Below are 13,644 nucleotides of genomic sequence, written 5' to 3'. Positions count from 1 at the left end.
CGGCAGCAGAATAGCAGGCGGTATTGGCTTTAAAGATAGTACCGATTTAAAATAACGCCGAGAATTTTTGGATTAACAAGGGCTTGAGAGCGAAGGTGATCAGTTTGCCAGCTTGTTCCAGATAGGTTTTTTGTGACTGAGTCCAATGCATTTCAGCGCCAACCTGTTCACAGCAGAACACGCCAACCAGCTGGCCATTGATGCGGATGCCAACATCTAATAACGAATAAATATCATTGGGTAAAAAATACAACTCATTAAAGCAACGGGTGGCCGGGTGCGTCGCAGCTTGAGGGGCATCAATGCCACCCTCATCACGCATGGCAGCAAAATAGGGCGCAAAATCATCTTCATGCAACCGCATCCCTTGCAGATGATCCTGCTGGTTACTGTCGAATAAATCCACTGCCACAATTTCATTGAGCAGCGTATCGGCATATAACCACAAACTAGCTCTGCTGCAATTGAGGCTGAGCGTGATAGTTTCAGTCAGTTGGCGATAAAATTGCTCTTCTGTCAGTTGCTGATCTTTATAGGCTTTGATCAACAGTAATAACGCAGTTTGGTCCAGCATGCACTCTCCTTAGTCACATCAAATAATACTGTGCTCACTGTCAGCGATAACACTGACTCTGACAAGTGCGGTCGGCAGAAAATTCCGACCGCCAATCGCAAGCCTGCAACTGACTGGCCAGCAGCAACCAGACCCTTACTCTATTTACTGTTGCTGCCGGTACCATTCACCCAAAATCAAACTGGCGGCCACACTGACATTTAACGACTCGACCCGGCCAGTCCCCGGAATTTGCAACGCTACATCCGTACTGTTGGCAACCTGAGAGGATACCCCGTCCATTTCCTCGCCAAACACCACCACCACTTTGGCCGGCAGTTTGCTTTGGTATAACGACACCCCAGCATGGCTGGACGTGGTGATCAGGCTATAACCGGCTTGTTTGCACAGTTGTAATGCCAGCGCCAAATTGTCACAGCCAAGGCCGGTAATAAACTCCAGGCCCCCTTCAGCGGTGCGGGCGGCAGCACCGGATTGCAATAAATCCGGCGTGGTCATCATAATGCCGGTCACACCAAAATGGGCGCAACTGCGGGCGATGGCCCCCAGATTGTGCGGATTACCCACCCCATCCAGTGCCAGCAAACAGTCTTGTTTTTTCTGTTTATTGGCCGCCAGATAACTGGCCAGACTTTGCTCAGCTTTACGTTTAACCACCAACACCACACCGCCATGATGCGAGCTGCCGGTAATTTTTTCCAGTTCAGCGTCATCGACCAGATGATAAGCCTTTTTATGCGCCGCCAGATATTTCATCACATCGGCAAATTTAGCGGCCAGACTGGCATGCAGATACATTTTCACCACCGCATCAGGGCGCTGGGTAAAACAAACCCGGCAGGCATTTTCACCCTGCACCTTGGCTTCTTCCAGCCGGTGTTGTTTTAACAAGGCGGCACTGACAGAGTGCGTGGTGTTGTCGGTATTTTTGTCGCTAGGGCCGGTTTTAGCAGCCGCTTTGACCCAGGGCTTTTGCAAGGGATCGGCCTGCTGTTGGCGCTGACGCTGGCCTGGCCTACCCTGGCTACGGCCACTAGTTTTGGCCGCCGCCGAACCCCGACCGCCGGCAGGACTGCCTGCCGCCAGAGCGGGTTTGCTGTTGCCAGCAGAGCCTGATTGACGCGCCGGGCGCGGTGATTTTGAAGCAGCAGACACAATTTATTCCTTACAGGGTGGCACCGCTAAAACGGCACTACAGTCAACAAAGGGCAACTATTCTACCCTAATTGCCAGCAATGGCGTAGCAGGAAGCCATCGCCATGCACAAATTAGACTTGAGTTTAGCGCTGTGCGCAGTATGCTGTGGCGCTTTTTCGCTGATCCTGTGTTATGCCTGTGGCCGGACAGCTTGCCATCACGGAGCCTGAATTATGTTGAGTTATCGTCACAGTTATCACGCTGGCAACCATGCCGATGTGATCAAGCATCTGGTCGAAGTAGCTATCCTTCTGTATTTGAAGAAAAAAGATAAACCATTTTGTTACCATGACAGTCATGCAGGTGCGGGGTTATACAGCCTGCAATCAGAACAGGCACAAAAAACCGCTGAATATCAAACCGGCATAGGCCGGTTGTTACCGCATCAACAGCAACTGCAAAGCCCGGCGCTGCAGGCCTATTTGGGTCTGATTAAGCAATTAAATCCACAAGGTGATGTGCAGTTTTATCCGGGCTCGCCGACGATTGCCAGGCTGCTGCTACGCAGCACCGACAGTATTCAGGCCACTGAATTACACCCGACAGATTTTCCACTGCTGCAGGCCCAGTTTCTGCACCGAGGCCATTGCCGCATCGCCAATATGGATGCTTACGCTGGCTTTAAAGCCATGTTGCCACCGCTGCATAAACGCGGCTTGGTGCTGATCGATCCTCCTTATGAGCTGAAAACTGAGTATCAGGATCTGATCAAAGGTCTGCAACTGGCCTATCAGCGTTTCCCGCAAGCCACTTATGCCATCTGGTATCCGGTGATTGAACGCAGCAGTATCGAAGCTGTGTTACAAGCCATCGCCGAGTGCGGGATCCGTAATCAATTAAGGATAGAATATTGTCCGAAGGCGGATAGTGAAGGTTTTGGCATGACAGGCTCAGGCATGCTGGTGATCAATCCGCCATACACCCTGGCAGCGGAGATGGAAGCGGCCCTGACTGAAATTGCGCCGTTACTGGCCGATGGTGCAGCCAACTGGCAAGTCAGCCAGACGGTTGCCGAATAACCAAGCTGGTTCATTGACTCAGCCAAGCCTGTTGGCATTAAAAGGAGAATTATCATGCGATTGTTACTATTGCTAGCCTGTCTCAGCCTTTGCTCCTGGCAGGCGATGGCCTTTGGCCGCACTGGTCATCAGCAGGTCTGTCTGCTGGCCTACCAATTGGCCCAACCGGCCACGCAGCAACGTATCACTGCCCTGATGCAGTTTGCCACTGCCATGCCGCAACCACAAAAACAAAGTTTTGCTGACGGTTGTGTCTGGCCGGATGAAGTGCGCAGTTTGCCGGAATTTAGTTACAGCAAAAATCATCACTTTATCAATGTGGCAAGGGATGACAGCCATGTAGACAGCCACGACTGCGCCGATGTTGGCTGTTTATCCTCTGCCATCGCCCATCACAGTGCCTTGTTGCAGCAGTTACCGGATTCAGTCACCAGGCTGCAATCCTTATGGTTTGTTGGCCATTTTATTGCCGATCTGCATCAGCCACTGCATGTCAGTTACGCAGATGACTGGGGTGGTAATAAAACGGCGGTGTATTTTTTGCAAAAACCAGCCAATTTGCATGGTGTCTGGGACAGCGCACTGTTAGCCGAAATGGGCTATGACGCTGATCCGGCAAAAATTTTAAACCGCTTTGCCAACCTAAGCAGCAGTGAAAGCGCAGCCTGGCGGCAGGGTGATGTGCTGAGCTGGGCCAATGAATCGCTGCGCCAGACCAGACGGATTTATCAGCATTACCGGCCTGGCATGTTGCTGGACGCTCAAAGCATCGACCGTGACGGACCTGTGGTCGAACAACGACTGTTACAAGCCGGAGTGCGACTGGCCTGGTGGCTCGATCAACTGCTGCTGACGAAGGAATAACTCGGCCAGGCTCAGCCTGCGAATTGCCGGGCTTCAGCCTGCTAATTGATAGTAGCGCTGGCGGTGTTGCAGATAATGCTGCCAGATCAGATCCAGTTGTGCCTGATAGCTGGCGGCAGTGGTCGCAGCGCTTAAACCATCCGCAATCAGCAAATCAGCCAGTTGCATGGCAGTAGCCATCGCATTAAACATACCTTGGGCAGACAGCGGGTCAAAACTGAGTGCAGCGTCGCCGATCGCAAACCAGCCTGGCCCTGCCGCCTCGGTTAATCTGGCCGAATTGGCAGCCACCAGCACCGGCTCACTGCAACTGCCCGGCAGCACCTGACTGACTAAAGTTGCAAAACCCGGCACTTGCGCTGCAGCTTGCAAAAATGCAGCGGCTGACTGGCCATGACTTTTATCCAACTGCGCCGCCGGCACCTGCCAGGCAAATAGCCTGGCCTGACTCGGTGTTGCAGCCTGTTGCAACGGTGTGACCACGGCAGCGTCCGGCAAAGGGGCACTGTACCACCAGCCCTGACTGCTGCTGCTCAGTACACTGATAGCTTTTTGCACCCGTACTCTTGCCGTCAACCAGACTGATAACAACTGATCCAGTTGCTGGCATTTGCCCCCCAAGAGCCTGGCAAACTGACGGTGCCGACCGGTGGCATCAATCACGACGCGCGTGCGCAGCTGATACTGCTGCTGCGCATCTGTCAGTTGCAGCTCCCAATGGCCGGTGTCATCCCGCTGATACACCGGGGCTGCTGAGCTAGCCAGCCGGGCTGGCCACAAGGTTCGTACACCACGCGCCTGCGCGGTTTGTCGCAGCTGCTGACCGAACAAGACCCGATCTAACTGCCAGCCAGCACCGTCCGGATCTGCCAGCCGATCCTGCAACTGCGGCTGGCTGCTACCCCAGTACGACAACATGCCGTGCGAGCGCAAATGACCCTGTTGCAACAAGGGCAACAAAGACAATTGGTGCAGGATCCGGCCGGCGGCACCGGCCAGGCTCTCGCCCACCCGTGCCGCAGGTTCAGCGGCCGTATCGACCAACAACACCGAATAATACGGCTGCAAAGCCAGCGCAGCGATGCAGCCGCCGATGCCAGCGCCGAAGATGGTGATCTCAGCCTGCAAGGCTGAACCTTGTGGCCCTCGCATCAGCGTTTGCGCCGGAAGCGGTTCGCTTTATCGGTCGCTGCCAGTTGTTGCCGCCGCTCACGCGAACTGAGGCTGGGCCTAGCAGAGTGCAGCAGCATCGGTTTCGCGTGTTCAGCTTTTGCCGGGGCAATCCCGACCTGCATGGTAGTTGGGAACTGACTGACGCCTGGCTGGGTTTGCGGCAGCACCAGTGCCAGATCGGCAAAATGGGTGATCATACTGTTAATCTGCGCCAGATAATCCGTCGAAGGCCCAATCGGTAAATCATCCAGCCAGAACTGCCGTTCATTAAAAGCCCGCTGCCGTTCGGCTATCGGCAAGGCTTCATTCAGTACGATCTGATAATTATGCTGATCGAGCATATTATTTGGCACCCTGGCCGGCCAGAAGGTTGGCAAATATGGATCATAGGCCAGGTTATAACCATCACGACAACTGGCAGTATCGGTCTGCCATGGGATCGCCATCCAACGGGTAATACCACCTGCGACCTGACCACTGCAGATGGGTCCATTGGCTTGCAGGGCTATTTGCGGCGTCATTTCCGCACCATAATTGATCCCATGGACAGGGGCAGTGTCGCTGGCATGTCGCAGCCGGAAAGCTTCGCTGTACATGCCGGCAGTCCGCATTGGCCAGGTCATTTCGCAACCGGGATGAAAGGCATCCGCCAGACAAAAATCCATCGCCGCCTGGGTCAGCATCTGTGGTTGTTCCGGCAGCGGCACTTGCTCCAGGCTGGTGTAAGGGGGGTGTTTCGGTGGGAAATCCGGCTCAAAATTACCTTCAGCCCAGGCGGCCAGCGCTGTTAATTGCACTGACGTCAGACTGACAAACTGCCGTGGCGAAGCGCCAGCGTCCACACTCATGGCATCGCCATATAGCCAGGGCCACTGCTGTGGTGATGCCGCAGCAAAAGATGGATCCCAGCTCTGGTTTTTGCCCTGCCCATTGGGGTGGTAAAAAACAGTCTGCAGCGAACGGAAATTGTGAAATAACGCCCGACGGGCTTCGCGCCAGACCGGTGATGGATCGGCCAAACGGTTTAACCAGTCTGCGGAAGTAAAATCAAAGGCACTGTTCCAGCCAAAACCAGCGGCAAAACCGGCATTCACCCACTGCAGATCGGTCATCCGCTGGAAGATCGGCAGAATATCCTGCATAAAAGATGGCCGACCCGGCTTGGGTAACATCCCGGCCTGCACCGCCACATCACGCATTAAGTCCCACATGGTGCGCACCGACTTTTGCATTGGCGCATAATCTGGTGGCGCACAAATGACCCAGGCTGGTTTGACCACTAAAGGACGGCCCTGATAGCTGACCTCCGCAGTGATAGGGCCATCCGAGGTGTCGTCATACCAGCCTTCATTATTGCCAAAAGTCACTGCCGGCTGCCCTGCCGGATTGGCGGAAACGCCATGCCCGCCCAGCATCAGTAAACGCCCTTGCTCATCGGTGCGCATTTCGCCCAGATACACCTGCACGCCGGTGAAAGTACCGACAAACTGTGCATTTTTGCCATCCACAGCGCGACCTGACACTTGTTGCTGGCCACCATCGATCAACAAAGTACTGCGATCGGTGACAGCGGCATTGCGTAATAATGATGGCGGAGCTTCGGCGGCTTCCGGAATATCCAGCGCCAGCTGAAATTCATACCAGGACGCTTTCTGATTGGCCAGTCTGGCTTGCCAGCGAATACTGGCATTGTCGGCCGTCAGTTCCTGCACCACCTGACCGGCCGCGTCTAAGCCATAAATGCGAAACCGGGCGGCCTGGCGTTTCAGCGCACCATCGGCATCGCGGTAAAAGCCAAGATCCTGCGCTAGTGGCTGAGCCACTTCCGGGCCAATAAAATAACCTGTTGCGCTGTTCCCTACCCGCATCACACCAATAGGTGGGTAAATGGCAGCACTGACAATTTCAGCCGCAGCTGAGTTTTCTGAAGGATAAAGCTGACTCATAACAATATTCCTTTATAGGGGAAGTTGTACACAGATCCTGCGTACTGGGTACCACGTACTGGGTACCACGTACTGGGTACCAAGTACTGGTACACAAACAACGTGCAGAGGTATGTTGGGAACAAACCAGCCAAAGCCTAGTTCAGGCTGGTCGGGTTGTAAAATGGCGGGTTGTAAAATGACAACCACCAAACCAACGGGCAGCGCTGTGTCAGAATTGCAGCAGCGCCAGCGGATTGGCGGGATCATCACAAATCTCGGTACAGGTCAATGCCAACAGTTGCCGAATCTTTACCAGAGCTTTCAGCAACGCGGCTGGCCTATACCCTGCCGCTGGAAATTGACACAAGCCTGCATTGCAGCCGCGATGGCTACGACATTGGCGACCCGTTGCGGGTTTTGCTGATAACTCTGAGCTTTATGCTGAAAATAATCTTTGCTCATCTGCGGCGCCATTCCTGCTGGGTTATGCCAAGGGGGAACCTTCATCAAGTACCAGCTGTTTGATTTTTATTGCTTTCTCAAAGTGATCTAACTGATGTTGCCGGATCCACCAATCTGCCGCTTCCAGCAATAACTCTGGATCAGTATTTTTATTGGCAAAAAATGCGTAAAAAGACAAACCAACTTGCTCACCTTTGCGCTGAATTTTTTGCTCGCAAACTGCGATTATCGTGGCTCTGAGGCTAGCCCGCATCTAAACTCCCAGGCGAAAGTCGCCGTTGTTGTTGCATAAACCATTGACCCACCACAGCGGGGCCAGCCAAAAGCAGCAGCGGCTGCAGATAAAGTTTGTAACAGGCCCAGAGTTCAGCTTGTTGTAACACCATGGTCAGCATAGCCAACAGGGCGCCAAGCAAAGCCAGTAGCAGTAAAAAACCACAAAGCCATAACTGAAAACGCTGATAAAACGCGACAGGTTGCGGTTGCCGCAGCCCCCAATGCAAATAACCACAGCCAAAACGACCACTGTACGAACAGAGGCCAACAATAACGGCCAGTTGGCACCAGAACAGACTGGGTTCAAACTCGACTTGAGCCGCCACCAACCAGGGCCACTGTTGTTTGAGCACTACCAGCAGTAGCATCGCCGCCAACAGCAGCAGTTGGCTGCGCCAGTACAGCGACCAGATCATGGCGTCTGCTGCTGCGGCGGCGGCAATTCAAGTAACAGCAACAGTGATTGCAAGGCGCTGAACACTAGCTTTGGCTGCTCTAGCGGAATGTGATGACCACTGCGGTCTGTCACCAGATGCACGGCATTGTGCTGCCGGGCCAGCAACTGTTGATGCAACTGCAGCCAAAGCTGCTTGCCCTTTGCACTATGCCCAATCCACCAGTCACTTTCCTGCTGCTGCACTGACGTCAGCAGCACCAGCGGCAGTTGCGGCTTGATATCTGCGACCAGGCTTTGTTGCTGATACAACTGTTGCAACACCTGCCATTCCGGCGCTGCAGCCAACAGCTTATCTAAGGTAGCGGCATCTTTGGCAGCCCACTGTGGATCCAACCGGGCTAAACTCTGGCCAAACTGCTCATGACTTGGATCGATCAATATCAGGCCGGCCACAGCTGCCGGATGGGTCGCTGCATAAAATCTGGCATGCAAGGCACCAAATGAATGCCCGACCAGGATCAGCGGTGGCTGTACTTTCAGTTGTTGTAACAATTGCGTCAGCCGCAGCGCCGTGGCGGGCAAAGAAGGATCGGCCGCCTGCTCAGACTGGCCATTGCCAGCACGGGAATAAATGATGGTACGCATCGGCAGCGCAGCAAAATCAGCCAGTAAGGGTTGCCAGTAGCGAAGTCCGGTGCCGACGCCAGATTCAACCACCAGGGTATAACCGCCTTGAGTTGCCGCTGTTGGCGTATTCGCCAAACTGGCACTGTCGACATATTCTAACGCAAGCCCGCCAATCTCAGCTTGTTGGATACGCCATGACGCTGCAGTGCTAGTTTGACTGGCGGTAGCGTTTATGCTGCTCGCGGTCAGCAGCAAAGCTATCATCATGCAAGCCAGTCCAAATTTAATGTACTGCACAAAGGTCGGCCACTGCATTACCCCCTACTCCTTGTCTTCAACAGCGCTGATAACATCAGCCGCAGATTGAACGTTTTTGAAAACAAAAATAATGATTGCCACCGGCATCGGTGAACTCAGTCAAGGCTGTTAATTCTGCCCGTTGCGCGGCCGCCAGATAAGCCTGCCGACCCAGGGAGAGAGATGGCCTCCCTGTTGTCAGGTCCAGCCACTCACATTGCTGCCATGGCGCACTGAATAACAACACACCATCCGGCGTTAAGGCGGCAGCCATTTTCTGCAGTAGCGCCAGTTGTTGGGCTGCAGGTAATAAAAACAGCAAGCCTATGGCAACAATACCAGCAAAACTACGTTGGTAAAAGTCTGATTCTGCAACAGTTTCGCAACGAACCTGTGCTGTTGGCAATTGTCGGCGAAATTCTGCTACCAGCTGCGCCGAGGCATCTATAGCATAAATATCAAACCCTAGCTGTTGCAAAGTGCGACTGACCGGCCAGCCGAAACCACAGCCTAAATCAAGCACTGCAGCACCAGGCGCTAACAATTGTGCCCATTGTCGCAGCTCGGCGACCCCAATGTCGGAGCCAGATCTTAACGTGATAAATTCTGCGGCCACCTGCTCCCAGCCATTGCTCGGATCTGCCAGCTTTTGCGTCATCATCTTAATCCCATCAGCAGTGAAGTTGTGCTGTCAGTTATATCACTGAACAGCGTGTTGTTAACTACCACAACTGAAATCAGTGCCGTCATGGGGTTAAAAGTGGTTTGGCAGGTGAATACATCGGACAGCTTGCGATAGCAGAGGAACTTGGAGCTTGCGTCTTAGACGGTGCAATATTTGTGATAGAACATAGAGAGATGCTGGCTGACGGACAGTGCCTGAGTTTTACACCAGGTCGAGCCCAACGCTTGGCGTCCAACGCTTGGTGTCCAACGCTTGGCGTCCAACACTTGGTGTCCAACGCTTGGCGTCCAACGCTTGGCGTCCAACCACATGCCAGTGCAATCGGTCATTGCAGCCAAGAATTGCAGCCGATCAAGACCGGCTGCAATAAATTCAACGGGTGCTGCGGTTATTTATCGCGTTTACTGCGACCTGAAGTCGCTTTACCAGCGCCAGCAGCCCCTTGGTTGGTCCGTTTTAAAAACACCGGTTTAGCCGCAGGTTTTTTACGCTCAGGCGCCGTGGCATCACTGGCGCGGTTTTTACGCTGTGGCTGATGTTGACCGGCATCAAGCTGGATCACAGTTTCACTGGCTTTATTCGAACGGCCGGACAGCACTTTGCGGGAAATACTCTTAAGCAGGGATTCACGGTTACTGACATCAAAGCCTGCTTTAACAATCCGCTGAATGTCGCTGCCAATCAGTTTTTGGATCCGCTGCAAAGTTTGCTCTTCTTCGCGGCTGACAAATGAAATCGCCTGGCCTGAAGCGCCGGCCCGGCCAGTGCGGCCAATGCGATGGACATAATCTTCCGGTAAATAAGGCAGATTGAAGTTCACTACATAATCCAGTCCCTGAATATCCAGTCCGCGCGCTGCCACTTCAGTCGCAATCAGCACTTGTAATTTGGCCGACTTAAAATCAGCGATGGCACGCCGTCTGGCCCCCTGGCTTTTATCACCATGACAGACAGCTGCATCAATTTTGCGTTGTTGTAAGCCTGCCAGCAGCCGATCGGCTTGTTCTTTGGTACTGGTAAACACCAGTACCTGAAACCAGTTTTGCTCTGCCAGTAACTGTTCAAACAGTTCAATTTTGCGGCTTTCTTCCACCGGGTACACCACATGGTGCACGGTATCGGCAGTACTATTAACTTTCGCCACCCGAATTTGCTGGTGATTGCGCAGAATTTTATGCGACAACTCGTTCACAGCCGGCGAGGTGGTGGCGGAAAACAGCAGCGTCTGCCGTTTCGTCGCCGTCATTTGCAGCAACTTCAGCACATCGGCACTAAAGCCCATATCCAGCATCCGATCGGCTTCGTCCAGCACCACAAATTCAACGTCACTCAGAATGACATTGCCCAGCGCCATATGTTCTAACAAGCGGCCCGGTGTACTAATCACCAGATCAACACCGGCAGTCAGTTTATTGGCCTGGCCACCCATTTTCACGCCACCATAGAGGGCCGTCACACTGATCGGCACAAATTTGGCGTATGCCGTCACAGCTTCAGCAATTTGCTCCGCCAGTTCACGGGTTGGTGTCAGAATTAAGGTGCGCGGACGGCGTTCGACTGTGGCTTTAGGCTGATCCAACATACGCTGTAACACCGGAATGGCAAAAGCCGCAGTTTTACCAGTGCCGGTTTGTGCCGTCACCTGTAAATCTTTACCACGGCGAGCTGGCACAATGGCCTGCTGCTGCACCGGGGTCATCTCGGTGTAACCATAGTCAAGTAACGCGCGTTGCAGATCAGCAGCTAAATCTAAAGATGAAAATTGCATAAGAGTTCCTCTGTAGAATTGCTACAGTCAAAATAAGGGCGCCGAATATACAGTATTTTGTCGGCGCTTGAGAGCATAGTTTAAAAAATGGCGGATATTTCACCAAATAAGCACAAATATTCGCCCATGCTGCAACATAGCAGTGGGAAAAACTGTGGCTAAAAATGTGGGTAGGCTTTAGTCAGCCTGATCATCCGCCGCCAGTCGCGGCTGGTGATGGGCAGCTCTGGCCAGAATTTCCAGATAAAAACCTGGTAATTGCTGCGCCACTGCGGCATCAATATGTTTATTGATTTCAGAGGTGAAAATTTTGCTGGCGTCAGCTTCGGTGGCACCAAAACGACAATCAAAGGTCCAGTAATCAGTACCAGCCGGCAGCGCTTTGCGACGCTCACGGTTTATGTACTTCTTAATATCGAATTTAATTAAATCGACCAGACGCGCTGGAGCCAGCTTAGGGTGTGTTAACACAAATGTTTTTTTCATTAAATTTCCTGCACAAAGCACTATAAAAAAGCTGTACCAGCTTTTGAAGGTGCATTCTACATGGTTAGCCGGCAGATAACCGCCATTATCTGTGTTTTTCTGTCAGAAAGTACGCTGCAACTGGCGGTAAAAACGCAAAATTGATCATGGTGTCAGTGTTGCACTGGTCGTCAGTGTCTACTCCTGCCTTCACAAAACTCAACTGCAGCAATGCAGCAACAATGGCTCTGGCTGCGTCATATCGCCAAACTCAGACTTTAAGAAACTGATAAAAACTTTTGATTTTTCAGGCATATACCGACTTTCAGGGAAAATAGCATGCAAGGTGAGACGACGTTGTGGCCACTCAGGCATCAACACCTTCAGCTTGCCATTGCGGATGTCAGGCTGCACTAAAAATTCAGGTAACAGCGCCACCCCTTTGTTGGCCAGCAACAGGCTTTTGATCACCGCCGGACTATTGACCAGGGTAAACCGGGTCTGCTGGCTCTTTAACCAGCTATGGGATAAACCATATTCATGCCAGGGATCCAGCGCAACGTTATTGTCAATCAGCCAATGATGTTTTGCTAATTCGGCAACTGTGGCGGGCTCCCCATGTGCTGCTAAATAGGCTGTACTGGCACAAAACACCATATCAAAATGGCGGATCGGCGTGGCAACCAAATCCTGTACTTCCGCGTTGCCAACTCTGAGAGCTAAATCAAAATGTTCGGCAATTAAATCTACTTTACGATTGCTCAGTTCAATTTCTAACTGAATATCTGGATATAAATCCATAAACAGCGGCAACTTAGGTGCCAGCAGTTGTTCACCAAAAGTCACTGACGTGGTGATCCGCAATAAGCCCGAATGATGTGTCCGCTCCTCATGCACCTGATCGATTAAACAAGAATATTCATCCAGAATATGCACTATCGTCTGATACAGTTTTCTGCCAGCACGCGTCAACGAAACTTTACGAGTCGTCCGGGTAAAAATTTTCGTCGCAAACTGAGCTTCCACAATATTGATATACTTGCTAATGACTGCTTTCGATAACCCAAGTCTGGCAGCCGCAGCAGTAAAAGATCCTGTTTCTGCAACTGCAATCACGGCTTTAAAGCCATCCAGCGTGTCCATCCACTCACTCCATTTTATCAACAAGCCGTAAACAGTGTGTCTCTGAGTTGTCCGTTTATCCTGTGGCGATTTTAAGCTTAAATACCCGCGCCGTCACTCCTATGGAAGCTACTTGCTATTTATTATGAATAATCTTCAACTTTACTACTTTGCGCTGTCCGGTCATTGCCATAAAGTTATTTGCCTGGCGTCCTTTCTTGGGTTGGAGTTAACCAAGGAGCCGCTCGATCTGAAGGCAAAACAGCAGCAGTCTGCAGCATTTCTTGCCCTGAACCCTTTAGGGCAAATTCCGGTGTTACTTGATGAAAATCAGGTTTTTGCCGATTCACATGCCATTTTACTGTATCTGGCTCTCCGCTACGATCCAGCCCGGCGCTGGTATCCTGAAGATATCGTCAGGCAAGTGCAGATCCAGCACTTTTTGGCATTATCCGCTGGCGAAGTATGCCAGGGACCTGCGTTATACCGCGGCATCAAAGCACTGGGGAAACCTGGCGATGTCGACCAGGCCTATCAGCGCACCCTGTCCCTGTTTGCCTTCTTAAACCAACACCTGACACAGCGACACTGGCTGGTTGGCGACTCAGCAACCATTGCCGATGTTGCCATCTATAGCTACCTGGCACTGGCAGTGAAAGCAGGTTTTGAACTCGCTGATTTCAGTGCTGTAGCGGCATGGTGCAACCGCTATGAAGCATTACCAGGTTTTATTGCCACGCCAGATAAATAACCTATTTAGATGACATGTAAATTATTGCATAAAAGGAAA

The 13,644-nt window shown here is 52.2% G+C and carries 15 protein-coding genes; 3 read left to right on the top strand and 12 right to left on the bottom strand.

Annotation, left to right across the window (positions count from 1 at the left end; translation table 11 throughout):
- Positions 1 to 46: 46 nt before the first annotated feature.
- Both AC53GJ_RS07355 and AC53GJ_RS07350 read right to left on the bottom strand, forming a co-directional pair.
- Positions 47 to 574, bottom strand: a complete 528-nt coding sequence (locus AC53GJ_RS07355) for a GAF domain-containing protein (protein WP_496731936.1) — start codon at positions 572 to 574, stop codon at positions 47 to 49.
- Positions 575 to 718: 144 nt separating this feature from the next.
- Positions 719 to 1,729 (bottom strand): tRNA/rRNA methyltransferase, encoded by a 1,011-nt coding sequence (locus AC53GJ_RS07350; RefSeq protein WP_496731935.1) that lies wholly within the window; start codon positions 1,727 to 1,729, stop codon positions 719 to 721.
- A 215-nt stretch (positions 1,730 to 1,944) separates the two neighbouring features.
- Here AC53GJ_RS07350 and AC53GJ_RS07345 point away from each other — a divergent pair, with 215 nt between their 5' ends.
- Positions 1,945 to 2,790 (top strand): 23S rRNA (adenine(2030)-N(6))-methyltransferase RlmJ, encoded by an 846-nt coding sequence (locus AC53GJ_RS07345; RefSeq protein WP_496731934.1) that lies wholly within the window; start codon positions 1,945 to 1,947, stop codon positions 2,788 to 2,790.
- A 54-nt stretch (positions 2,791 to 2,844) separates the two neighbouring features.
- Positions 2,845 to 3,654, top strand: coding sequence for a S1/P1 nuclease (locus AC53GJ_RS07340; protein WP_496731932.1), 810 nt, complete (start codon positions 2,845 to 2,847; stop codon positions 3,652 to 3,654).
- A gap of 33 nt (positions 3,655 to 3,687) precedes the next feature.
- Here the strand turns inward: AC53GJ_RS07340 and AC53GJ_RS07335 are convergent, their stop codons facing one another.
- From AC53GJ_RS07335 to AC53GJ_RS07290, 10 genes are all read right to left on the bottom strand, one after another.
- Complete coding sequence (locus AC53GJ_RS07335) at positions 3,688 to 4,806, bottom strand: NAD(P)/FAD-dependent oxidoreductase (protein WP_496731931.1); 1,119 nt, start codon at positions 4,804 to 4,806, stop codon at positions 3,688 to 3,690.
- The gene (locus AC53GJ_RS07330; RefSeq protein ID WP_496731929.1) at positions 4,806 to 6,773 is read right to left on the bottom strand and encodes a LodA/GoxA family CTQ-dependent oxidase; all 1,968 of its coding nucleotides are present in this window, start codon (positions 6,771 to 6,773) and stop codon (positions 4,806 to 4,808) included. The genes AC53GJ_RS07335 and AC53GJ_RS07330 overlap by 1 nt, the downstream gene beginning before the upstream one ends.
- A 303-nt stretch (positions 6,774 to 7,076) precedes the next feature.
- Entirely contained in the window at positions 7,077 to 7,217 is a 141-nt protein-coding gene (locus tag AC53GJ_RS07325; protein WP_496731927.1) for a hypothetical protein, read from the bottom strand.
- A gap of 22 nt (positions 7,218 to 7,239) precedes the next feature.
- A complete protein-coding gene (locus tag AC53GJ_RS07320) occupies positions 7,240 to 7,470 on the bottom strand; it encodes a DUF6500 family protein (protein WP_496731925.1) in 231 nt (76 codons plus the stop codon).
- Positions 7,460 to 7,909: a hypothetical protein gene (locus AC53GJ_RS07315; protein ID WP_496731924.1), complete on the bottom strand. Its 450-nt coding sequence runs from the start codon at positions 7,907 to 7,909 to the stop codon at positions 7,460 to 7,462. Before AC53GJ_RS07315 ends, AC53GJ_RS07320 begins: the two co-directional genes overlap by 11 nt.
- Positions 7,906 to 8,784 carry an alpha/beta fold hydrolase gene (locus AC53GJ_RS07310; RefSeq protein ID WP_496731923.1) on the bottom strand — a complete coding sequence of 293 codons (879 nt, stop codon included), beginning with the start codon at positions 8,782 to 8,784 and terminating at the stop codon, positions 7,906 to 7,908. The genes AC53GJ_RS07315 and AC53GJ_RS07310 overlap by 4 nt, the downstream gene beginning before the upstream one ends.
- A gap of 85 nt (positions 8,785 to 8,869) precedes the next feature.
- Positions 8,870 to 9,475 (bottom strand): class I SAM-dependent methyltransferase, encoded by a 606-nt coding sequence (locus AC53GJ_RS07305; RefSeq protein WP_496731921.1) that lies wholly within the window; start codon positions 9,473 to 9,475, stop codon positions 8,870 to 8,872.
- A 412-nt stretch (positions 9,476 to 9,887) separates the two neighbouring features.
- On the bottom strand, positions 9,888 to 11,267 hold the full coding sequence (locus AC53GJ_RS07300; protein ID WP_496731919.1) for a DEAD/DEAH box helicase: 1,380 nt from the start codon (positions 11,265 to 11,267) through the stop codon (positions 9,888 to 9,890).
- Positions 11,268 to 11,444: 177 nt separating this feature from the next.
- Positions 11,445 to 11,753, bottom strand: coding sequence for a DUF6172 family protein (locus AC53GJ_RS07295; RefSeq protein ID WP_496731917.1), 309 nt, complete (start codon positions 11,751 to 11,753; stop codon positions 11,445 to 11,447).
- A 198-nt stretch (positions 11,754 to 11,951) separates the two neighbouring features.
- Positions 11,952 to 12,875 carry a LysR family transcriptional regulator gene (locus tag AC53GJ_RS07290; RefSeq protein ID WP_496731916.1) on the bottom strand — a complete coding sequence of 308 codons (924 nt, stop codon included), beginning with the start codon at positions 12,873 to 12,875 and terminating at the stop codon, positions 11,952 to 11,954.
- Positions 12,876 to 12,999: 124 nt separating this feature from the next.
- Here AC53GJ_RS07290 and AC53GJ_RS07285 point away from each other — a divergent pair, with 124 nt between their 5' ends.
- A complete protein-coding gene (locus AC53GJ_RS07285) occupies positions 13,000 to 13,605 on the top strand; it encodes a glutathione S-transferase family protein (RefSeq protein WP_496731915.1) in 606 nt (201 codons plus the stop codon).
- The last annotated feature ends 39 nt before the right edge of the window (positions 13,606 to 13,644 follow it).

This window comes from Rheinheimera sp. B2H12 (assembly GCF_059620065.1).
Note: the sequence above shows the minus strand (reverse complement) of the source record. Positions and strands in the feature narration are given on the sequence as shown.

What these genes read in the sequence shown, in the direction of transcription:
- AC53GJ_RS07295 (WP_496731917.1), bottom strand. Translation starts at nt 11,753, where the DNA reads ATGAAAAAAACATTTGTGTTAACACACCCTAAGCTGGCTCCAGCGCGT.
- AC53GJ_RS07315 (WP_496731924.1), bottom strand. Translation starts at nt 7,909, where the DNA reads ATGATCTGGTCGCTGTACTGGCGCAGCCAACTGCTGCTGTTGGCGGCG.
- AC53GJ_RS07325 (WP_496731927.1), bottom strand. Translation starts at nt 7,217, where the DNA reads ATGAGCAAAGATTATTTTCAGCATAAAGCTCAGAGTTATCAGCAAAAC.
- AC53GJ_RS07310 (WP_496731923.1), bottom strand. Translation starts at nt 8,784, where the DNA reads ATGATGATAGCTTTGCTGCTGACCGCGAGCAGCATAAACGCTACCGCC.
- AC53GJ_RS07330 (WP_496731929.1), bottom strand. Translation starts at nt 6,773, where the DNA reads ATGAGTCAGCTTTATCCTTCAGAAAACTCAGCTGCGGCTGAAATTGTC.
- AC53GJ_RS07345 (WP_496731934.1), top strand. Translation starts at nt 1,945, where the DNA reads ATGTTGAGTTATCGTCACAGTTATCACGCTGGCAACCATGCCGATGTG.
- AC53GJ_RS07320 (WP_496731925.1), bottom strand. Translation starts at nt 7,470, where the DNA reads ATGCGGGCTAGCCTCAGAGCCACGATAATCGCAGTTTGCGAGCAAAAA.
- AC53GJ_RS07285 (WP_496731915.1), top strand. Translation starts at nt 13,000, where the DNA reads ATGAATAATCTTCAACTTTACTACTTTGCGCTGTCCGGTCATTGCCAT.
- AC53GJ_RS07300 (WP_496731919.1), bottom strand. Translation starts at nt 11,267, where the DNA reads ATGCAATTTTCATCTTTAGATTTAGCTGCTGATCTGCAACGCGCGTTA.
- AC53GJ_RS07335 (WP_496731931.1), bottom strand. Translation starts at nt 4,806, where the DNA reads ATGCGAGGGCCACAAGGTTCAGCCTTGCAGGCTGAGATCACCATCTTC.
- AC53GJ_RS07305 (WP_496731921.1), bottom strand. Translation starts at nt 9,475, where the DNA reads ATGATGACGCAAAAGCTGGCAGATCCGAGCAATGGCTGGGAGCAGGTG.
- AC53GJ_RS07355 (WP_496731936.1), bottom strand. Translation starts at nt 574, where the DNA reads ATGCTGGACCAAACTGCGTTATTACTGTTGATCAAAGCCTATAAAGAT.
- AC53GJ_RS07340 (WP_496731932.1), top strand. Translation starts at nt 2,845, where the DNA reads ATGCGATTGTTACTATTGCTAGCCTGTCTCAGCCTTTGCTCCTGGCAG.
- AC53GJ_RS07290 (WP_496731916.1), bottom strand. Translation starts at nt 12,875, where the DNA reads ATGGACACGCTGGATGGCTTTAAAGCCGTGATTGCAGTTGCAGAAACA.